Raw genomic sequence first — 14,403 nt, 5'->3', positions numbered from 1 at the left:
CCTGCCAACCCAAAGCGCGATGGCTCCGCGGTTGGGTTGCATCCTCTCTCCTGCGTCATTTGTCCTCGGATGCAAATCCATTGAACTCTGCCGGAATGGCGGGTGTTCTCACCGCGATTCCATGCGGCCTGCGTAGAGAGGCCGCATCAGGATCGGCGTCAGATACATCGGGATCTGGTAGCAGCCGATGAACAGCAGAAGCGGGTCGGTGATGGCGGCTGGAAGTGCGACCAGGAAAAGCGCGATATTGCGGTTGCCGGCGATGATCGACCAGGCCACCCGCGAACGCTCATGGCCTCGCCCGCCGGTCAGCATGAAGGCTGCAATCTGAAGCGAGAAGTTGATTGCAAAGGCCGCAAGCAATGTGAGCCCGACCAAACCCGGCGTCTGGATGATCGCGGGTCCCAGCGCCGACATCAGACCTATGACCAGCACTGCCATCAACAGGGCCGAGACCCCGTCGATCACCCCCAGGGTTTCAACACCTGGCTGGGGGAAGAACCGATGCCGGATGATGAAGGCAACGGCGGAAGAGCAGCCGATCAGCAGCAGCAGCTTTCCGGACGCCAGTGCAATGGCACTGAAGGACCCGAATATCGGCCAGAGCAAGAACACCGGCGCGACGGTCAGCGGCAACAGTGCCACGCCTGCAATCATCAGTCTGAGCGCCGGCGCCGGGTCGTGCCCGGTCATGATTGTCAGGTTGGGACTGCCCGAAATCGAGGGCGCAGCGGCCATCAACACCATCGCGGTTGCCAGCGTGCCGCCCAGGCCGAACGCCAGGAAGACAGCGGCCAGCACCAGCGGCAGCAGCAACTGATAGGCAGCGACCAGCCGCAGCGAAATGTGGATATCCGCAAGGCTTCCGCGCGCAGCCGTCGGTCCGATCCGCAATGCCGCCACGCCCAGCATGCAGGCGACCAGCTCCGGCAAGACACCCCGCACCATGCCGGCAATCCCTGGCAACAGGATCCCGGCCACCAGGCCGGCGATGAGAACCAGCCGGCCGTGGCGCGCGGTTGCGAGCAGCAACGCCCTGAGCGCGCCCATCACATCAGCCCGCGTGCAATCAGGATCACAGCGGCGGTGCCGGAGATCGCCATCAGTGCCGGACGGAACCGGCTGTCGAGACGCCCGCCGATGCGACGCGCCGCAAAGACCCCTGCCAGCATCGGCGGAACCATCGCAAGCGCGATGTAGAGATCAGCCAGATGCGCCCAGCCGCTCACCGCCAGCCCGGCAAGAGATGCCGCGCAGCCGAGCGCGAAGAACGCCGACAGCGTCGGCCGCGCCGCGCCCGGCTGGCGATCCTGATAGATCAGCGCCAGCGGCGGCGCGCCGACCGAGGTGATGGTGCCCATCAGCCCTGAAAGCCAGCCCATGGCGACGAGGCTGGAAGTGGAGAATTTCCACCGCCAGCCACTAAGAGACAGAAGAACGGCGATGCCCACCATGATGCCGAACACCAGCATGAAGGCCTTGCGATCGACCAGCAGGGACAGCACCAGCGCGCCGCAGGCAACCCCGAGGAGCCGCCCGGCCATTCCGATACCGACCTCCGGCCAGATGATAGAGCCGCGCTCCCGCCAGCCGCCCAGGCCCGCAGTTACCATGCCCATGATCAGGGTCGGCACCGGCACCAGGTGCGGGTCGATCAGCGCCAGAAGCGGCGATGCGGTCAGGCCGAACCCCATCCCCAGGCCTGCCTGGACGATGCTTGCGACCATGACGATGACAAAGGCTGTCAGGATCAGCCACGGCTGATCGGCAAGGGGAAAGTCTGCGGGCAACACTCAGGAAGCCTTGCAGCTGAATGGAGTCATGGAACGGTCTACCTCGCGGCGGTCTGGCGAATATTGTCGGGCAGCCAGGTTGCCAGGTCCGGAAAGAAAATCAGCACGAACACCATCAGTACCATGATCAGGAACATAGGAAACGCCGCGCGCGAGATGAAGCTCATCTCGTGACCGGTCATCCCCTGCAAAACGAACAGGTTGAAGCCGATCGGCGGGGTGATCTGCGCCATCTCGACAACGACAACGATGAAAATGCCGAACCAGATGATGTCGATCCCGGCCTGACGGATCATTGGCTCGACCACGGCGATGGTCAGCACCACCGACGAGATCCCGTCAAGGAAGCAGCCGATGATGATGTAGAACACCAGAAGCGCCATCAGGAGTTCGAACCTCGAGAGTTCGAGCGAGCCGATCCATTCGGCGAGCGCCCGTGGCAATCCGGTAAAGCCCATCGACAGCGACAGGAATGCCGCGCCGGACAGGATGAGCGCGATCATCGCCGATGTACGCATTGCACCCATCAGGCTCTCGATGAAGGTGGCACGGTTGAGCGAACCTTGCGCAATGGCGAGCAGCATGGCGCCGATCACCCCGATGGCGGCGGCTTCGGTCGCTGTCGCATAGCCCAGATACATCGAGCCGATCACCGCCGCGATCAGCAGCAGCACCGGAATCAGGAACCGCGAATTGGCGAGCTTTTCGCCAAACGTCATCCGCGGCTCCTCCGCCGGCGCATAGCGCTTCGAAAACTTCGAATAGAGCCCGACATAGGTCATGAACATCAGCGCCAGGATCAATCCCGGAACAATGCCCGCCATGAACAGCTTGGTGATCGATTCATTGATCGTCACGCCATAGACGATCAGCGTCAGCGACGGCGGAATCATCAGCCCGAGCGTCGCGGCTCCCGCCAGCGTCCCGATCACCATCTGCTCGGGGTAGTCGCGCTTGCGCAATTCCGGGATCGACATCTTGCCCACGGTGGTCAGCGTTGCCGCCGACGACCCGGAGACCGCCGCGAACACGGTGCAGCCGACGACATTGGTGTGCAACAGGCCACCCGGCAGCCTGGCCATCCACGGCGACAGGCCACGAAACATGTCCTCCGACAACCGCGTCCGGAACAGGATCTCCCCCATCCAGATGAACAGCGGCAGAGCGGTCAGCGACCAGGACGAGGCCGAGCGCCAGATGATGGTCATCATGGCGTCGCCGGCAGGCCGCAGCGTGAACAGCTCCATTCCGAGCCAGGCCACGCCAAGCAGCGCCAGCCCGACCCAGACGCCGGTGCCCAACAACAGGAACAGGACAAACAGAAAAACGATGATCGGTGCCATTTCAGCCATGGTCCGCCCTACTCCGCATGGCTCTGCTCGACCAGATCAGACCCGATATTGTCGCGTCTGGTCGCAAGCAGCGTGATCAGATTGTCGGCGAAACAGACCGCCAGCAGTACCGCGCCGATCGCCACCGGCGTCTGCACGATCCACAGCGGCGTGGCGTCCTGCCCCTGGCTGACATCATTGAGTTTCCGCGACCAGTAGACCAGCTTGACGGCGTACCAGGCCAGATAGCTCGATGCCGCCGTGCCGATGATCATGCACCAGACCTCACCCCAGAAACGGTGCTGCCCGAGCGCGGTGAGAAACAGGTTCACCCGGATGTGGACCCCGCGGTTGAGGCCGTGGGCGAAGGCGAGGAACGAGGCCGCCGCCATCAGGTATCCCGCATACTCGGCAAGTCCCGGCACGGATATGCCCATCCAGCGGGTGGTCATCTGCGCCACGATTACCAAAAGGATGGCCAGTAGGCACAGCGCCGCGACATAGCCGGCGAAATCATAGACGGCATCAAGTACGCGCCTGACGGGATGTTTGTCGACTGCAGTTGCCATGCCCTGCCCCCAAGAATGCGGGCGCCCGCATTGGGGCGCCCGCTGGTTATCTGACCTTCTTACATCGCCTTGTAGGCGTCGACGATGGCCTTGCCCTTGTCGCCGGCAGCCTTGATCCATTCCTCGGTCATGGTCGCGCCAAAGCCCTGCAGGTCGGTCTTGAACTGGTCGCTCGGACCGCTGACGCTCATTCCGTTTTCGGCAAGCGTCTCAAGATAGCCGCTGGTCAGTTCGCGAGACTTGGCATCGCCCGCAGCTTCAGCGGTTGCGCCGCAGTCCATGATCGCCTTCTTGCCGGCCTCATCGAGCGCATTGAAGGCGTCCTTGTTGACGAAGACGGTGTTGCGCGGCAGCCAGGCCTGGACGTCATAGAAATGCGTCAGGCTTTCCCAGACCTTCGAATCCACCCCGGTCGAGCCCGAGGAGATGAACGATTCCGCCACCCCGGTGGCCAGCGCCTGGCTCAGTTCCGCGGCCTCGATCTGCACCGGCACCATGCCGGCAAGTTCGGCAATCCGCGCGGTTGCAGCGTTGTAGGCGCGGAACTTGACGCCGTTCAGGTCAGCTGCCGAGTTGACCTCCTTCTTCATGTAGAAACCCTGCGGCGGCCACGGCACCGAATAGACATAGACCAGGTTCTGCTCGTCGAGCGCTTCGGCGACTGTTTCCTTGGCCGCCTTCAGCAATTTGGCGGAATCATCAAAAGACGTCGCCAGAAACGGTACCGAATCGTAACCGAAAAGCGGGTTCTCGTTGGCATGCGCAGACAGAAGCCGCTCGCCGATCGGCGCCTGGCCGGTCTGCACCGCGCGCTTGATGTCATTGCCGCTGAACAGCGAACCGCCGGGATGGGTGACGATTTCGATCCCGCCCGAGGTGGCATCGGTCACGCATTTGGCAAAGGCAGCACCGTTCTCGGAATGGAAGTTGCTGGCCGGATAGGCCATTGGCATGTCCCATTTTTCGGCATGGGCTGCGGTGGCGCCGGTGGCCAGCACGGCAACTGCGCCAAGTAGTTTCACGATCGTCTTCATGGCATTCTCCCTGTTGAAAAGCTCTTTGGTCAGATGCTGCATCTATCCCGACTGAAAACGCGAAGGCGCGTAGGGTGACATATCGAAGTTCGGTCTCCGCCCGGAGATCATCTGGGCCAGCATCCGGCCCGTTTTCGGCCCGCCCGTCAACCCCACATGGTGATGGCCAAATCCCATGAACGCGCCACGCATGACCGGCGATTCTCCGATAACCGGGATGGAATCCGCCGGTGCCGGGCGATGCCCCAGCCATTCGGTCTTGTGCTTCCAGCTTATCCCGGGAATGGCCGCCCTGATGTTTTTCTCCAGAAGCGCCAGCGGCGCCTTTGACGGCGGCGCATCCAGCCCGCCGAATTCAACGATGCCGGCAAGCCGCAGCCGGCCGTCCATCGGCGTGGCGACGAACTTGCCCGACGCAATCATCACCGGCGACCGCGGCATGATATTGGGCTCCCAAAGTTCCAGATGGTAACCGCGCTCGCTTTCCAGCGGCACCTTGAGGCCGAGCTGCCGTGCCAGAGGCCCGGACCAGACGCCCGCCGCAAGCACCACCGCATCGCAGGCAATCGTTTCACCACCGGCCCGCACGCCGCTGACCTTGCCGCCTTCCTCGATGATGGCCTCGGCATTGCCTTCGATCAAGCGGCCGCCCGACGCCATCACGTGGGCGCCCAGCGCCTTGACATAGGCCCCAGGGTCCGAGATCCGCCCATGATCCCCGAGCCGGACCGCAAAACCCTGCTCCGGTCCGAACGCCGGATCGAAGGACTTGAAGGCAGGCCCCTCCAGTTCCTCCCACTTGAAACCGTGTGCCTTGCGGATTGACCAACCAAAGGCGTCGCCTTCAAAATGCGCGCGGTCACGGTAGAGGAACAGGTAATCGTCCGGCTTGACCCAGGCTTCTGCGCCGGTGCCGGCCGAGAGCGCCTGGTGCTCGCCCAGGCTGTCGCCGACCAGCGGCGCCATAGCGGCAGCGATCCGCTTCGTGTCAGCTGCATTGGCATGGCCGAGATATTTGATCAGCCAGGGGGCAAGTTTCGGCAGGTAGGACCACTTGAGAAACAGCGGCTGGCCCGGATCAAACAGCATTCCCGGCGCCTTGCGCAGCAGGCCCGGCGCGGTCACAGGCACAATCGAGCACGAGGCAAGCACGCCACCATTGCCGTAGCTCGCGCCTTCGCCGATCCCCTTGCCGTCAATCAGGATAACCTTGTGCCCGTCGCGCTGCAGCCAGATCGCAGTCGAAACCCCGACGATCCCGGCGCCGATGATGGCGATGGTCTTGCTGCCGTCATTCTTGCCAGCACTCATGCCACCCACTCCGAAACAGGCGCCGCAGCCTCATGCAGCGGTTGCGATATGACATCGACCAGCGTCGGTCCGTCATGGGCCAGCGCCTGGCGCAGGACCCCCTCCAGTTCGCGGGGGTATTCAACCCGCCAGGACTTGACGCCGAACGCACTTGCCACGGCGGCATGGTCGGTGCGGTTGAAATCGACATTGTAGAAGCGCGCGCCAAAGCCGGCCTTCTGCCCGGCCTTGATCCAGCCGAAGGTCGCGTTGGAAAACACGATGCAGGTGATCGGCATCCGGTAGCGCACCAGCGTTTCCAGTTCACCGCAGCAGAATCCGAACGAGCCGTCTCCCATCACCGCGACCGTCTTCACCGCAGGCCGCCCGACATGCGCGCCCATTGCCGCGGCGAGCGCATAACCGAGTGCGCCATGGGCGCGGTTGGTGATGAAATTGCGCCCGGCAACGGGCCAGCGGTAATGCGCCGAGAAATAGGGACACGGCGTGCCCGGGTCGGCCACGACGATGGCGTCGTCATCGAGCAGCCGGGCGAGCGTCGCCACCACCCGTTCCGGCCGGATCGGGGTCTCGTTGCTCGCAGCCAGCGGAGCGAATTCCGCGAGTTTCGCGTCCCATGCGGCCTTTGCCCGGCGAACGCCGCCCTGCGCGGTCAGACCGGCCTCGGCCTCAAGCGCATCGGCAAGCGCCGCAAGCGCCAGCTTTGCATCGGCGCAGATGGCAACCGCGGTCGGGTAATTGGCGCCGATCACCATGGCGTCGCTGTCGATGTGGATGATGGTCTTGTCCTTGCCCGGCGAGCGCCAGCGCTCGGTGGTCACCGAGCCGGCGCGGCAGCCGATGAACACAATAACGTCGGCATCGTCGACAACGGCGCGGGTGGCCGGATTGCCGCCGTTGGAGCCGACGACGCCCACCGCCAGCGGATCGGTTTCGGCAATCGCCCCCTGCCCCGAAACAGTGGTCGCGACCGGCAATTCGATCAGCTCCGCAAGCCGCTTGAGTTCGGCAAAGGCCCCGGCGATAACCGGCCCACCGCCACAGATCGCCACCGCCGATTTCGCATTCTTCAGGATTTGCACGGCATCCGCGATCGCCTCCGGATCCGGACCGGCGGGCTCGGAGGGATAGCTGCAGTGGCGCTCTTCGGCCCATATCTCCACCGGGTCGGTGGCGGCTTTTTGCGTGTTGAACGGCAGCGCCAGATGCACCGCGCCTGGCCTTCCGGTCGTCATCGCGCGAAACGCCTGCCGGACCATCGCCGGCAAGCGGGATGCGTCATCGAGCGACGCATTCCATTTCGTCACAGGCCGGAACAGCGCCGTCTGGTCAAGTTCGGTCAGCGGATAGCGGCCGCGCGAGGTGGTGGCGACGTCGCTGGTGATCGCCAGCACTGGAATGGAACTCTCGTTGGCCTCGACGACGCCCGGAAGCATGTAGGTCGCCCCGCCTCCGGACGGCCCCTCGCAGACGCCCGGCCTGCCGGTGACACGCGCGTATCCGTCCGCCATATAGGCGGCATGGCGTTCGTCGCGGGTCAGGTAATGGGTGATTCTGTGATCCTGACGCGCCAGCACGTCATAAAGCGGCAGGCTCGTATCGCCGCAAAGGCCGAATACATCGGTCACCTTGTAGGCCTTAAGCATCCGGACCAGGGCTTCGGCGCCAACCATCTGGTTTGTTGTCTCTTGCACCAACGCCCGCCTTACACTTGACCGCCCCGAAGCGGGCATCTTGTGAAGCCGGCGAAGCTGTGTCAACAGATTCCCTTGGACCGGCCGGATCTATCGGTTTGATTTAGCGAAAGGAATGCAGCTTGAGCGCGAAGGTCAAAGGCGGCAAGTCGATTTACGGCGCATCGGTCGGCATCCTCATGCTGGATGCCCGCTTCCCGCGCATCCCGGGCGACATCGGCAACGCCACCACCTGGCCGTTCCCGGTGCTTTACCGCGTGGTCCGCGATGCAACGCCCGATCTCGTGGTGCGGCATGGCGCCGCCGGCACCCTGGACGCCTTCATCGAGACCGCCCGTGACCTCGTGCGCGACGGCGCCGACGGCATCACCACCAATTGCGGGTTCCTGTCCCTGTTCCAGGAGCAACTCTCCTCCGCCCTGCAGATCCCGGTGGCAACATCCTCTCTCATGCAGGTTGACCTGGTCAATCGGCTGCTGCCGCCTGGCAGACGAGCCGGCATCCTGACCATTTCCGCTTCCACACTCACGCCCCATCACCTCGAGGCAGCGGGAGTGCCTGCCAACACACCGGTCGGCTCAACCGAAGGCGGCAGGGAATTCACCCGCGCAATCCTTGGCAACGAACTCGAGCTTGATGTCGACCTGGCCCGCCAGGACAACATGGAGGCAGCCATGGCCCTGTGTGCCGCGCATCCCGATGTCGGCGCCATCGTGCTCGAATGCACCAACATGGTCCCCTATGCGGCCGACATGAGGATGGCGACCGGCGTGCCCGTCTTCTCCATGGAAACCTTCGTCAGCTGGTTCCAGTCAGGACTGACGCCGCGCCGCTACTGACGAAAACGGCGCCCCGTCGCGGCCATTGGGCGGCCAATGGGAGGCCATTGGAAAACAGCAGCGCCTCGACAAGGTGAAGTGTAAATCTCGGCGCCGCCGAATCGATTGCTGTGTTGACCGGACAGCACGACATGATTCCCAGAAAAGCCCATGTAAAACCCGCGCCGCATCCTAAAGTCTAATGACGAAGCAAATACTCAGCAGCATCGGCTGCAGACAGCCGGCATGCAGACCAGCTCCGCAAAAAATGCCGAAACCCGTAAAAAAGTACCCGCCTATTTGCAACACGGGTCGGATTCCATGCCGTCAAAGCGATTTTCAACGCGTCATGGGCATGATTTGCCCCATCCTGCGGCTCTTGCAAGCGCCTGCCTGTACCACACAATCGGCAAGCACAGGCATTGGTTTGCATGAATATACAATAGTCTAATGGCATCGGAGCCCCGGCCATGTTTGTTTAAAGACTGCTATTAGCGTAGCTATGGTGGCAAGGCTGGGAGGCCTTGCACATTCCACTCCAGGGAGGATTTTATGTCGAAATTCCAATTGAATCGCCGTTCGCTTATCAAGTCGGGCGTTGCCGTCGGCGCCGGCCTTGCGCTGCCGACCATCTTCACAAGTTCGGCTCGCGCCTATCTCAATGAGCCGAAGGGCGACACCGTCACCTTGGGCTTCAACGTTCCGCAGTCGGGCCCCTACGCAGACGAAGGCGCAGACGAGCTTCGTGCGTTCGAGCTTGCGGTCGAACACCTCAACGGTGGCGGCGATGGCGGCATGCTCAACACCTTCAGCTCGAAGGTTCTCGATGGCACCGGCATCCTGGGCAAGAAGGTCGGCTTCGTCTCCGGCGACACCCAGACCAAGTCGGACGCCGCACGCGCATCTGCCAAGTCGATGATTGAAAAAGACGGCGCCATCATGATTTCGGGCGGTTCGTCCTCCGGCGTCGCCGTGGCTGTTCAGGCGCTGTGCCAGGAAGCCGGCATCATCTTCATGGCCGGTCTGACCCATGCCAACGACACCACCGGCAAGGACAAGAAGGCCAACGGCTTCCGTCATTTCTTCAACTCCTATATGTCGGGTGCAGCCCTTGCGCCGATCCTGGCCAAGGAATACGGCGCCGACCGCAAGGCCTACCACCTGACCGCCGACTACAACTGGGGCTACACGACCGAGCAGGCTGTTCGTGAATCGACCGAAGCGCTTGGCTGGGAAACAGTGAATTCGGTGCTGACGCCGCTCACTCAGACCGACTTCAGCTCCTACATCGCTCCGGTTCTCAACTCCGGCGCAGACGTGCTCGTTCTCAACCACTACGGCGGCAACATGGTCAACTCGCTGACCAACGCGGTCCAGTTCGGTCTGCGCCAGGCAGAGGCCAACGGCAAGAAGTTCGAAATCGTGGTGCCGCTCTATTCCGAGCTGATGGCCCGCGGCGCCGGCAAGAACATCGCCGGCATCCTCGGGTCGCAGAACTGGGACTGGAAACTCGAAAACGAGCTTGGCGCTCGCTATTCGGGCACCAACGCCTTCGTCAAGTCGTTCGGCGAAAAGTACGGCTTCCCGCCCAGCCAGGCTGCACATACCTGCTATGTCCAGACCATGCTGTATGCGGATGCGGTTACACGCGCCAAGTCGTTCGACCCCTGCGCGGTGGTCGAGGCCCTCGAAGGCTTCGAGTTCGACGGTATGGGCAACGGCCCGACCCTCTATCGTGCAGATGACCACCAGTGCTTCAAGGACGTTGTCGTGGTGCGCGGTAAGGAGAACCCCGAGAACGAATTCGATCTCGTGGAAATCGTTGAGGTCACCCCGGTCGAGCAGGTCACCTACGCGCCTGACCACCCGCAGTTCGCCGGTGGCGACCTGGGCGCCTGCAACTCCGGCGCCTGATCTCAATAGGTCAGTTAAGGAAAACAACCGGTTGCGCCGCTCGCGGCGCAGCCGGCTAGACTACGATATATGCCCCACCCAGCGACTCCTTGAAAGGTGGAACCGATGGACGCCATCATCCTTCAAATTCTGAACGGTCTGGATAAGGGCAGCGCCTATGCGCTGATTGCCCTGGGACTGACCTTGATCTTTGGCACCTTGGGCGTGGTCAACTTTGCCCACGGCGCGCTGTTCATGCTGGGTGCATTCTGTGCCGTCACGCTCTCCCGGATCCTGTCGCTCTCCCACGTCGTGATCGATGAGTCGCGAAAGGACTTTCTCGGCAACCCGATGAAGGTCGAAGTGCCCTACCTCCATGAATGGTTCGGCCCGGAAGTCGGCGCCACGATCATAGATTGGTCGGTGCCCTTGTCGATCCTGTTTGCCATTCCGGTGATGATCCTGATCGGTGTGATCATGGAGCGCGGTCTGATCAAGCACTTCTACAAGCGCCCCCACGCGGATCAGATCCTGGTCACCTTTGGTCTCGCCATCGTGCTGCAGGAGATCATCAAATACTATTACGGGGCAAACCCCATCCCGACGCCGGCCCCCGAAGCCTTTGCCGGCTCCTTCGACTTCGGTGTCCTCATCGGGTTCGATGCAAACTCCATCATCTATCCCTACTGGCGGCTGGTCTATTTCGGCTTTGCCATGGTTCTTGTTGCCGCCGTCTTCTCCTTCCTGCAATTCACCACCTTCGGCATGGTCGTTCGTGCCGGCATGGCCGACCGTGAAACAGTTGGATTGCTCGGCATCAACATCGACAAGCGCTTCACCATCATGTTCGGCATCGCAGCAGCTGTCGCGGGATTGGCCGGCGTCATGTACACCCCGATCAATCCTCCAAACTACCATATGGGTATGGATTTTCTGGTTCTTTCCTTTGTCGTGGTCGTTGTTGGCGGTATGGGCAGCCTTGGTGGCGCCGTGGCCGCGGGCTTCCTGCTGGGCGTTCTGGAGAGCCTTGCCTCGATGGGTTGGGTCATCGACCTGGTCCCGGGGATCAACCAGATCATCATCTATCTCGTTGCCATCGTCATTCTGCTCACACGCCCGCGTGGCCTGATGGGTCGCAAAGGCGTGATGGAGGAATAAGCCATGCTTGGATTGAACACAAAAGACACTCGCCTGCTGCTGCTTGTCATCGCGCTGACTATGCTGGCTCCCTTCCTGCTCAACCCCTTCCCCGTTGACTCGGAGCTTGCCCAGTTCAACGCCGGCTATCCGGACCTGATGCAGCGTTTCGTGATCTTCGGGATTTTTGCCATCGGCTTCAATATCCTGTTCGGGCTGACTGGTTACCTCTCCTTTGGTCACGCAGCGTTCCTCGGAGTTGGCTCCTACGCAGCAATCTGGATGATGAAGCTTCTGACCATGAATGTGATCCCGGCAATCATCATGTCGGTGATCTTTGCAGGTCTGTTTTCGCTGCTGGTTGGCTGGATCAGCCTGCGCCGTTCGGGCATCTACTTCTCCATCCTGACACTGGCCTTCGCCCAGATGTCCTACGCACTGGCCTATTCGGTGCTCACACCGATCACCGGCGGCGAGACGGGCCTCCAGGCCAAGATCAGCGATCCGCGGATCCTGGACAGCAATGCCGGCGAATTCGGTCGCGCCAACCTGTTCGGCCTCCAGATGAGCGAAAATGTCAGTCTCCAGGTCGGAGGATGGGATTTCACCTTCAACGCCGGTTACTATGTAGCCGCCTTCATGATGATCATCAGTTTCTACATTGCCATCCGCATCTTCCGCTCGCCATTCGGCATGATGCTGCGCGCCATCAAGAGCAACCAGCAGCGGCTCAACTATACGGGTCTCAATTCACGCCCCTACACGCTCGCAGCCTTCGTTATCTCGGGCATGTATGCCGGTCTGGCCGGCGGTCTGATGGTGGCAATGGATACCCAGGTCGGGCCGGAACGCATGTTCTGGACGGCAAGCGGCGAGGTCGTGCTGATGACGATCCTTGGCGGCGCCGGCACGCTGATCGGACCGGTCCTTGGCGCAGGCATGATCAAGTACATGGAAAACATTGTCTCCAAGATCAACGATACGATCCTGCATCAGTGGTTTTCCTTCATGCCCGACGGACTGGAAGATTTCGTCGTCACCGTGATCCATCCCTTCATCGGCAAGGGCTGGCACCTGACGCTGGGCATCGTCTTCATGCTTGTCGTGATCTTCCTGCCGGGCGGCCTGATGGAGGGTGGCGAGCGCATCGCCAAGCTCTTCAAGCGCAAGAAGGGCTCCGGTTCCGGCGGCAAGGACCCCGAGCACCACCCCACTCCCAAACCGCACGTAGCCTGAGCTGGAGTCTGAACCATGGGAATTCTAGAAGTTAAAGGCGTCAACAAGCGCTTTGGCGGATTGCAGGCCTTGGGCGACGTGAACCTTGATATTGCCGAAAAATCGGTTCACGCCATCATCGGGCCCAATGGAGCCGGCAAATCGACGCTCTTGAACGTGCTGGTCGGGAAACTGATCCCCGATACCGGAAGCGTGACCTTTCAGGGGCAGTCCGTGCTCGGTCGGACACCATTTCAGATCAACCAGCTGGGCATCAGCCGCGTGTTCCAGACACCCGAGATCTTCAACGATCTGAGCGTCATGGAAAACATGCTCATTCCCTGCTTTGCCAAGCGCGACGGATCTTTCCGCTTGCATGCGGTGGAAAGCATCGAGAGCGAGAAGTCGATCATCGAAAAAGCCGAAGCCATGCTGGAAGAAGTCAACATGGCGGCCAAGCGCGACATGATCGCCGGCTCGCTGTCACGCGGCGACAAGCGCCGCCTCGAGATGGCCATGTGCCTCGTGCAGGAGCCGAAGCTGCTGCTGCTCGACGAGCCGACAGCCGGCATGGCCCGCGCAGACACCAACAACACCATCGACCTGCTCAAGCAGATCCACGCATCGCGCGACATCACGATGGTCATCATCGAACACGACATGCACGTGGTCTTCTCCCTCGCCCAGAGGATCACCGTTCTCGCCCAGGGCACACCGCTGGTCGAAGACATACCCGAGAACATCAAGGGACATCCGAAGGTCAAGGAAGCCTATTTGGGAGAAAGCGCATGACGACGCTGGGAACAGACACGGCCGCGACCAAACCGCGCCCTGATTTTTCGAAGAATGCCAACCAGGCGGCCACCGCACCGGCCTATCTCTCGGTCTATGACCTGCATGCCTATTATGGTGAGAGCTACATCGTCCAGGGCGTGAACTTCAATGTGCACGAAGGCGAAATCCTTGCCTTGCTGGGACGCAACGGGGCCGGAAAGACCTCCACCCTGCGCGCCATCGCACGCCTCGACAATCCCCAGGTCACCCATGGGGAGATATGGCTTGACCACAAGCCTCTCCACCGGATGACCTCATATGAGGCCGCGACCAACGGCCTGGCACTTGTTCCGGAGGACCGGCGCATCATTGCAGGGCTGACAGTCGAGGAAAACATCCAGCTGGCCCAGATCGCCCCGCCTATCGGCTGGTCGGTGGAACGCATCTACGAACTGTTCCCGCGGCTCGGCGAACGCCGCAAGCAGGAAGGCGTCACGCTGTCGGGTGGTGAGCAGCAGATGCTGTCGATCGGTCGTGCGCTGGCCCGCGACATCAAGGTCCTGCTTCTCGACGAACCGTATGAAGGCCTGGCACCGGTCATCGTTGACGAGATCGAAAAGACACTCAACATCATCAAGCAGCAGGGCATCACCACGATCCTGGTCGAGCAGAATGCCGTGCGCGCGCTTCAGCTTGCCGATCGTGCGGTCATCCTTGAATCCGGTGGGGTCGTTTACGATGGCACCGCCAAGGAAGTTCTCGAGAACGAGCAGCTGCGACACGACTATCTGGCGATCTAGCCGCGCAGACAGGTCATACCTCGCAACACCTGCA

General features: G+C 61.8%; 13 protein-coding genes. 6 read left to right on the top strand and 7 right to left on the bottom strand.

The window, feature by feature from the left end; all coding sequences use genetic code 11:
• Window positions 1-108: 108 nt before the first annotated feature.
• The 7 genes from SPHINGO391_RS06585 to SPHINGO391_RS06555 are packed head-to-tail and all read right to left on the bottom strand — an operon-like array spanning window position 109 to window position 7,732.
• Window positions 109-1,050: a hypothetical protein gene (locus SPHINGO391_RS06585; protein ID WP_152008076.1), complete on the bottom strand. Its 942-nt coding sequence runs from the start codon at window positions 1,048-1,050 to the stop codon at window positions 109-111.
• Window positions 1,050-1,793: a sulfite exporter TauE/SafE family protein gene (locus SPHINGO391_RS06580; RefSeq protein WP_152008075.1), complete on the bottom strand. Its 744-nt coding sequence runs from the start codon at window positions 1,791-1,793 to the stop codon at window positions 1,050-1,052. Before SPHINGO391_RS06580 ends, SPHINGO391_RS06585 begins: the two co-directional genes overlap by 1 nt.
• Before the next feature lie 38 nt (window positions 1,794-1,831).
• Complete coding sequence (locus SPHINGO391_RS06575) at window positions 1,832-3,145, bottom strand: TRAP transporter large permease subunit (RefSeq protein ID WP_152008074.1); 1,314 nt, start codon at window positions 3,143-3,145, stop codon at window positions 1,832-1,834.
• Between the two features lie 8 nt (window positions 3,146-3,153).
• On the bottom strand, window positions 3,154-3,693 hold the full coding sequence (locus tag SPHINGO391_RS06570; RefSeq protein ID WP_152008073.1) for a TRAP transporter small permease: 540 nt from the start codon (window positions 3,691-3,693) through the stop codon (window positions 3,154-3,156).
• A 59-nt stretch (window positions 3,694-3,752) separates the two neighbouring features.
• The gene (locus SPHINGO391_RS06565) at window positions 3,753-4,727 is read right to left on the bottom strand and encodes a TRAP transporter substrate-binding protein (protein ID WP_152008072.1); all 975 of its coding nucleotides are present in this window, start codon (window positions 4,725-4,727) and stop codon (window positions 3,753-3,755) included.
• A gap of 42 nt (window positions 4,728-4,769) precedes the next feature.
• Window positions 4,770-6,038, bottom strand: a complete 1,269-nt coding sequence (locus tag SPHINGO391_RS06560; protein ID WP_152008071.1) for an FAD-dependent oxidoreductase — start codon at window positions 6,036-6,038, stop codon at window positions 4,770-4,772.
• Window positions 6,035-7,732 (bottom strand): thiamine pyrophosphate-binding protein, encoded by a 1,698-nt coding sequence (locus SPHINGO391_RS06555; RefSeq protein ID WP_244615131.1) that lies wholly within the window; start codon window positions 7,730-7,732, stop codon window positions 6,035-6,037. Before SPHINGO391_RS06555 ends, SPHINGO391_RS06560 begins: the two co-directional genes overlap by 4 nt.
• Before the next feature lie 122 nt (window positions 7,733-7,854).
• On the opposite strand from SPHINGO391_RS06555, the gene SPHINGO391_RS06550 reads away from it, so the two are divergent.
• The 6 genes from SPHINGO391_RS06550 to SPHINGO391_RS06525 all read left to right on the top strand — a co-directional run bounded on the left by SPHINGO391_RS06550 (window position 7,855) and on the right by SPHINGO391_RS06525 (window position 14,369).
• Window positions 7,855-8,571, top strand: coding sequence for an aspartate/glutamate racemase family protein (locus SPHINGO391_RS06550; RefSeq protein ID WP_152008070.1), 717 nt, complete (start codon window positions 7,855-7,857; stop codon window positions 8,569-8,571).
• 531 nt (window positions 8,572-9,102) lie between these two features.
• Window positions 9,103-10,464: a substrate-binding protein gene (locus tag SPHINGO391_RS06545; RefSeq protein ID WP_152008069.1), complete on the top strand. Its 1,362-nt coding sequence runs from the start codon at window positions 9,103-9,105 to the stop codon at window positions 10,462-10,464.
• 105 nt (window positions 10,465-10,569) lie between these two features.
• On the top strand, window positions 10,570-11,601 hold the full coding sequence (locus SPHINGO391_RS06540) for a branched-chain amino acid ABC transporter permease (protein ID WP_152008068.1): 1,032 nt from the start codon (window positions 10,570-10,572) through the stop codon (window positions 11,599-11,601).
• A gap of 3 nt (window positions 11,602-11,604) precedes the next feature.
• Window positions 11,605-12,816 carry a branched-chain amino acid ABC transporter permease gene (locus SPHINGO391_RS06535; RefSeq protein WP_152008067.1) on the top strand — a complete coding sequence of 404 codons (1,212 nt, stop codon included), beginning with the start codon at window positions 11,605-11,607 and terminating at the stop codon, window positions 12,814-12,816.
• Between the two features lie 15 nt (window positions 12,817-12,831).
• Complete coding sequence (locus SPHINGO391_RS06530) at window positions 12,832-13,587, top strand: ABC transporter ATP-binding protein (protein ID WP_152008066.1); 756 nt, start codon at window positions 12,832-12,834, stop codon at window positions 13,585-13,587.
• A complete protein-coding gene (locus SPHINGO391_RS06525) occupies window positions 13,584-14,369 on the top strand; it encodes an ABC transporter ATP-binding protein (protein WP_152008065.1) in 786 nt (261 codons plus the stop codon). Before SPHINGO391_RS06530 ends, SPHINGO391_RS06525 begins: the two co-directional genes overlap by 4 nt.
• The last annotated feature ends 34 nt before the right edge of the window (window positions 14,370-14,403 follow it).

The organism is Hoeflea sp. EC-HK425 (genome assembly GCF_902498795.1).
Lineage (GTDB): Bacteria > Pseudomonadota > Alphaproteobacteria > Rhizobiales > Rhizobiaceae > Hoeflea > Hoeflea alexandrii.
Note: the sequence above shows the minus strand (reverse complement) of the source record. Positions and strands in the feature narration are given on the sequence as shown.